1 protein-coding gene is annotated in these 7,082 nt (G+C 57.0%); it reads left to right on the top strand.

Features of this window, described 5'->3' with window-relative positions:
- Positions 1-43: 43 nt before the first annotated feature.
- On the top strand, positions 44-7,082 hold a 7,039-nt coding region (locus K1Y02_13785; protein MBX7257429.1), incomplete at its 3' end, for a tetratricopeptide repeat protein.

Consider the following 7,082-nt stretch of genomic DNA (forward strand, 5'->3'; position numbering starts at 1 on the left):
CGGAATCTATCGACATGCGTTTCGAAACCGGGAGGTAAGAAAGATGGTGGCGTTCGCCGTTGCCGCAACCTTCACGCTGGCGGCCCTGGGGCAAACCGGTCCACAACTTGACCCGCAGAACCAGCAGATTCGCGACCGCTATTTGGCGTCACTGCACCAGAATCCGGTGCAGGATCAGGCGTTCGCGCGCGTGTACGAGAGTTACCTGACTTTCGACGGAGTCGACGCTTGGATAGCTGCCCTTAAGAAAGAAACGGAAGCGCCGGAAACAAAAGCCGCCGCGCTCATCTTGCTCGGACGTGTGTATCAGAGGCAGTTCAAGATGCAGGAGGCCCTCCAGGCGATGGAGGAAGCGGCGGCGCTGGGCGCACCGGCGCCCGAATTCCAGGCGTTGCTAGGTTCGCTCTATGTCGACACCAACAAATTCGATCGGGCCGTGGAGTTGTTAAGCGCTGCACGCGACGGACTGACCGACGCGACGAAGCGGGCTCAGGTATGCAGAACGCTCGGCGGCGTGCTGATGCGTCTGGGCAAGCGCGACGAAGCTATCGCGGCGTGGCAGAAGCTGGTCGAGATAGCGCCGGACGATCCATTTGCCTACGAGGAACTGGCAGCTATATACGAAGACAATCTCATGTGGCCGGAAGCGATTGGCGCCTGGAAATCCCTGCTGGACCGCAGCTCGAACAACCCTTACCTGCAATGCCGGGCATGGCGGGCCATCGGTGAAGACCACGAGCGCGCGGCCACGTACCCCGACGCCATTGCCGCATACGAGAAGGCTCTAGGGCTGGCGGCTCCCGGGAATTGGTTGTTCGAAGACGTCAAGGAACGGCTGGTGGGTGTCTATGAGCGCATGGGGGATCTGGAAGGGCTGGAGAAGTATTTGGAGGCGCAGATTGCCGCTATGCCTTCGAACCTCGATTTTCCCGATCTGCTCGCCGAGACGTTCACGCGCCGTGGAAAGTTGCCGGAAGCAGAGGCTGTACTGCAACGCGTGCTCGAACGCGCGCCCGGTCACATTCCCACGTGCGAACGCCTGATAGCGCTTTACGCGCGCATGGACGCGCCGGATAAGCAACGCGCTATGTACGAGAAACTCATCGAATCGATCCCGGCCGAGCCTGACTATATTCGGCGTCTCGGCGAGACGTTCCTCGTCGCGGGGGATGCAGAGACTGCGAAAGCGACCTGGAGGCGTGTACTGAAGGCCGACGCGAAGCCGGAAGATCATGCCCTAGTGGCCAGTTGGTTTGAACAATACGAATTCCCGGTGGACGCAATTCCCGAATACGAGACGGCCATAGCCGCAAAGCGCGATCGGGAATGGGTGTTCCGATTGGCGGATTTGAAGTACACGGCCGGGAAGTCGGAAGAAGCGGTGGCGCTATGGAAGTCGGTCTTGACGCCTGAAAGCACGGCATCGGACTACGCCGAAGTCGCCTCGGTATTGGCCTCTAACAAGCTTGAGACCGAAGCATCGGAATTGTATGCGAAGGCGATTGAGCTCGATCCGAAGGCATATGAACACCGCGCGGCTTTTGCGCGACTGTGCATGAGCCGAAAGGCATATCCAGATGCCCTCGCGCAATTCAGCGCGCTTGCCGGGCAGACCGAAAACGAGTATCACCACAGCTTGGGCGAGCGCGGGATGATCGACGTTTACGCCGCAACCGGGGAATTGGAAGCCAAGCAGAAGGAGTGGGAAGACGAAGCGGCCAAGAGTCCGGACCAAACCATGCCCAAACTACGGCTCGCGCATCTGTACGAGCGGCTCGGAAACCGGCAGCGCATGGTCGAATTGTACGAACAGTGCACGCAGTTGGAACCCGATGTCCCTGCGCATTGGCAGGAGCTCGCGGAATCCTATTCGCAAATGCGTCTGATCGACAAGGCCATCGCGGCCTACGAGAAACTCATTGCTATCGACGCCACGCGCGTTGGCCAGTACTGTCGCGCCCTTGTCCACCTGTATATGCAGGCCAACCGTAAAGATGACGCCGTTGCCGCCGCGCAGCGCGCCGCCGAGCTGGCCCCGGACGATGTGGAAGTTCGCACCATGCTGGCGCAAACCTATCTCCAATTTCAGCGGCCGGACGAAGCGTTGCAGCAGATGCGCAATGCCATACGTCTCAAAGCCGACGACCCTCGGTTGTATGCGCAATACGGGGATGCGCTCACTTCTCTCCAACGTCTCGGAGAGGCGCGAGATGCGTTCAGGAAGATGATGGAAGTGTCCCCTTCCGACGCGGAACGGGTTGACGCGGTGGCCCGCCTCGCCAACGTCTATCAGCAACAGCAGCGCGCGCCGGAACTCATTCAGGAATTCAAGGAGCGTGTGCGGCAGGCGCCCAAGGATATCTCGGCCTACCAGGAGTTGGCGGCAATCTATCGCGCCACGGGCGAAGTGGCTAAGCCCATCGAAGTCTACGAATCCGCCTCCGCCTCGGTCGAAGACAAAGCGGCCGTGTTGCGGCTTATGCTGACCGCATCCTATGACGCGGGAAAGCTGGACAAAGTCGTGAGCGTTTCGGAACAACTTATGGCTATGTCGGGCAAGCCGTCCATGAGCGATTGGGAACGGCTCGGTGCCGCATATGCCCAGCTTGGCAACTACGAGAAGGCGAAAGAATCGTGGGATCGCATCACATCGGAGAATCCTAAGGATGCCAATGCGTACAAGTTGCTTGCCCGCACCTTGTCGAATTGGGGACAAGTGGAGGAGTCCTTTGCCGCGCGCCGCAAGGCCATCGAATTGGATCCCACCGACTACAGTCTGCGGATTGAATACGCGCAAAACCTTACGCAGTTCGACAAGGTCGACGAAGCGATTAAGGAACTGATCGATCTATTGGAGGCTTCGCAACTGGCGGACGATTCGCAACCTACGCCAGCGGCGTCAAGTTCCCCGACTCCTGCGCCAATGACGTATCCGCCTTCGATGCGCGTAGGCCGCGGAAGACCGTACCCGCAGGGGTACGTTGGAGGGCCTTATCCGCAGGGTCTTCCCTATGGCTCGCTGCAGTACTATCGCCCACAGATCCTTTCCATGCTCGTGGAAACGGCCCGTCGCACGGAGAACTTGGAACCCATTGTCGAACGCTTCAAGAAGCGCATGGAGGAAATGCCCGGGAACTTCCGCGTGAAGCAAGACCTGTTCGAGCTGTATCAGCAACTCGGAAAGAACGAGGAAGCGATTGCGCTTGGACAGGCAGTGCTGCAACAGCAGCCGGACAATGCCGATCTTCGTTGGAGATTGCTCTCGCTCTATACCGCCACAAAGCAGTACGACGCAATGGAGCGCGAATACCAGGCAATGATGGAGCGCGACCCGGCCAATAAGATCGGCGCCGAACTGGGAATGTTCCGTCTCTATCGTCTGCGCGGTGATAATGCCAAGTCGCTTGAGTATGGCGAGTCTCTGTTAAAGCAATACGCTGACAACGAGCAAGTGATCGTGGCTCTCGCCCAATCGTACGCGGAATCCGGCGACGTGGCAAAAGTGAAGGAATTGCTTGCGCGCGCTACCGAGATCAATCCGCAGAACGCGCAGAACTACCGCATGCAGTTGGCCCAGAACTATCAGCAGCGGGGACAGGTGGCGGAAGCCAAGGCCGTGTATGAGGACATTATCTTCGCCCCGGCGCCTCCCCAACAACCCGCGATGCGGAGTAGAGCATCAGGCGCCTCCCTCTATGTTCCACAGGCATACCCCGGGGCGCGCCAGGGAGGCAGTATGCCCCAATCATACGGTGGACCTTTCTATGACTACACGCGAGCTCAGGCGCTGCAACAGCTTCAACAAATGACGGTAAACCTTGCCGATCTGCAACCGGTGCTTGACCGGCTGAAGACCGAAGCGGACAAGTGGTTCAATGCCGGGACGCCGGAAGAGAAGGCACAGGCCTGGACAATTGTCAGTCTGTACTTGAGCACTTTGGACCGTGCATCGAAGTTCGACGAGGGCCTTGCCTTTGTCAAACGCTTGCACGAAGCCGAACCGGACAACAATGACATCGCCCAGTGCACCCTGTACTTCATGGACGCTGCCAGCGATTACGACGGCATGCTCGCCCTTTACAAGGAGATTGAGGCTCGTAACCCGTCAATGGCCTCGTCTATTTCTCAGGCTCGGTTCAATATCGCCGTGCTCCAAGACAACCTTGAGCAGGCTGTTCAACTCTACCGGGAACGTCTGAACCAGAAGTCTGCGGCAAGTGCCATGAGCAACATGGGTGACCTGTATCCGCTCATGGAGAAGCTTCGTCGGCAGAAGCGTATGGACCTTCTGGTGCCGATACTGGAAGAACAAGCACAGATGCCGAATCCCAACATCGGGGTACTCCAGAACCTGGTTCAGGCCTATATCGGAAACCACGAGGCAGATAAGGCCATTGCAGTTGCGCGCCGTGCATGGGAAAACGCACAACGGAATCCGCTTGCAATGAGGAGCTACGGTATGCCCTTCGGACGCGGAATGCCCGGTCAAAACGATCCGGCTTTCTCAATGTTGCTTAACGCCTACCAGCAGGCCCAACAAGTACCGAAGTTGACGGCAGAATTTGAGGAGAGGCTCAAGCAGCAGCCGGATTCGCAGAAGTTGCGCGAATGCCTGATCGCCCTGTACGACCAGAGCGGCCGTCAACAAGAAGCCATCGATCTGTACAAGGACCTCTGCGCGCGACGTCCCAATTCTCCCCAAACGAAGATGGAGCTTGCTCAATTCTTGTCCAACCATCAACGGCACGACGAGGCAATCAAGATCTACGAAGAGCTGCTTCGCACGCAGCCATCCCTCTACTTCACTGTGTCCTGGCAAGTGCGGGAGACCTATCGGCAAGCTGGGAAGGATAAGCAACTCGCAACGCTCGATAACGAAATGGCTCAACGAACGACGGATACGCGCCGCCTGCAGGAATTGGCTCAGCAACAGTTGAATGACCAGGCCTTCGATCAGGCCGCGGCATTGTACGAGCGCATTCTCAAATCGGACCCGAATGCGGGCCATCTGCGCATGGCGCTCGCGGAAGCCTACCGGAAAGGTGGGAAGTCTGAAGAATCAATTCGCGTATACAAAGAGATTCTCAGCCGTGCGGATAGTCAACTGGATCAATTCATCAATTTTCACGTGATGACACAAGTTGTAGAGTTTTACGGCAGCCTGGATCGGCTGCCCGAGCTTAAGGAAGAAGTGGCAAAGGCGGCGCAGGCAAATGTGACGAGCATGATGGCCAAGGGGCTGCTGGCGGCCATCGCCAAGAGCGAGAAACGATATGACGACGCGATGAAACTGTTGGAAGAAATCAACGCAGCGCGTCCCGGTCAAGGGGTCATCAGCGAGATAATCAATGTGGCCGAGGCTCAACAGGACTATGACCGCGCCATTTCGCTGATGGAGAACCAGATGGCCGCGCAAGGGTCATTGGACTGGAACCGTCTCGCGACACTGTACCTGAAGAAGGGCGACCGCAAGAAGGCGTTCGAGACGTTCAAGCGCGAGGTGGATACCAGGAACAACCTCTACGCAATGTCGGATGTCTTGCGCAGGCTCATAGACAACAACATGCTTGATGAAGCAAAGGAATACGCCAACGAGGCCTTCACTGTGGCCAAGAACGACGAGAATGTCATACGCCAGATTGGCTACAGTCTTTCGGAGGCAGCGCAGAAATCTCCTCAAATGGCCGAGTTCTTCGAGAAGGAAATCCTCACTAAGGACCAGCCTGCCATGATCGAAGTAGCGCGCCAGCACCTGTATCGCTACCATTCGAATCCCAAGAAGATCCGCGAAATTCTCACGCCACTCATGGCTGCGCATCCAGACAACCCCGAATTGATGCAGATCTATGTGGAGATGCTTGGCGAGCAGATGAGTGAAGACGAGCTGATTTCAGCATTCTCAAAGCTCTCCACATCAACGTCGGACAACTGGTACCCAACCATACGTTGCGCACAGCGCCTGGCCGAGAAGGGAAAGCTCGACGCAATCATGGAACCGCTGAAAGTCTGGATGGTGAAGAACCCTGGATTCTCGCAGATCCAGCAAGCCATGCAGTCGCTTACAAACTACGGCAGATTCCAATGTGATGCGATCAAACTGCGCGACGAAATCCTGGCTCAGATTCCCGAAGACAAACGCCTTCTGGCAAAGGCTGGTTTCGCAGACGCTACCGCACGCGCCGGTGACACCGCGTGGGCCCACGACGCCTTGCAGGAAGCGTACAAAACGCGCGGCGACAACGCAGCCATGCAGTACTATCCCCATTTTCTGCAGCATTGGGGCTATTGGGATGAACTGATTGAAATTGTCAAGGTGGACGGAGAGAGGCTGGCGCAATATGGCGAATACAACAACTTTGGAGCCCTGCTCATGCATGGTGAGATCGATCTTGTGGAGAGTCTAGCCGAGAAGTCCCTCATTGGCAGCTCGAGAGGGGGCGGTACGCCACAAGGCTTCCGCGACTATCTCGGCACGATTCTCATGGCCAAACGTCTTGAAGAGAAGGTGCTTGCTGCTGAATCGCCCAATGCCTACCAATCGATGATATGGGCCTACGAAGGTATTGAAGATCATGGCCGAGCACAGGAACTTCTGGTGAAGATGTTGGAGAAGTTCCCCGGCAGACCGGAGAACATTAACGTGCTGGATCAACTCATCAGCAGTCAACAGGATCCGGCTCAATCCCTTCCTCTGCTTGAGAAGTTCTACGCGACGTTACCCCAAGGCAACGTCCCAGCTCGTATGGCTTGGCAGCAAATGGCGCGTGTCTACATTCAAGCAGGTCGAAAGGAGGAAGCGCGCAAAATTTTGGACTCAAGCAGTATTAACGAAGGCGACTTTTGGCAGCAGACTATTCGTGCTCAACTGTATGCCCAGGCTGGCGACACTGACAAAGCAATTGCTGACGTCGAAGCCGTTCTGAAACAGCCGATTAATGATGACGGTCTCGTGTTCCTCCTCCCGGCGCTTGTAGCGTGCGGGCGCGTGGATGAGGCCATGAAGTTGTGGAGAGACAAGCTCCCCGTTCGCAATCCCGATTCGATCGTGACCGCATTGAGTCAGGCCGGGAAGCACGCAGAAG

It is taken from the genome of Candidatus Hydrogenedentota bacterium (assembly GCA_019695095.1).
Taxonomy (GTDB): domain Bacteria; phylum Hydrogenedentota; class Hydrogenedentia; order Hydrogenedentales; family SLHB01; genus JAIBAQ01.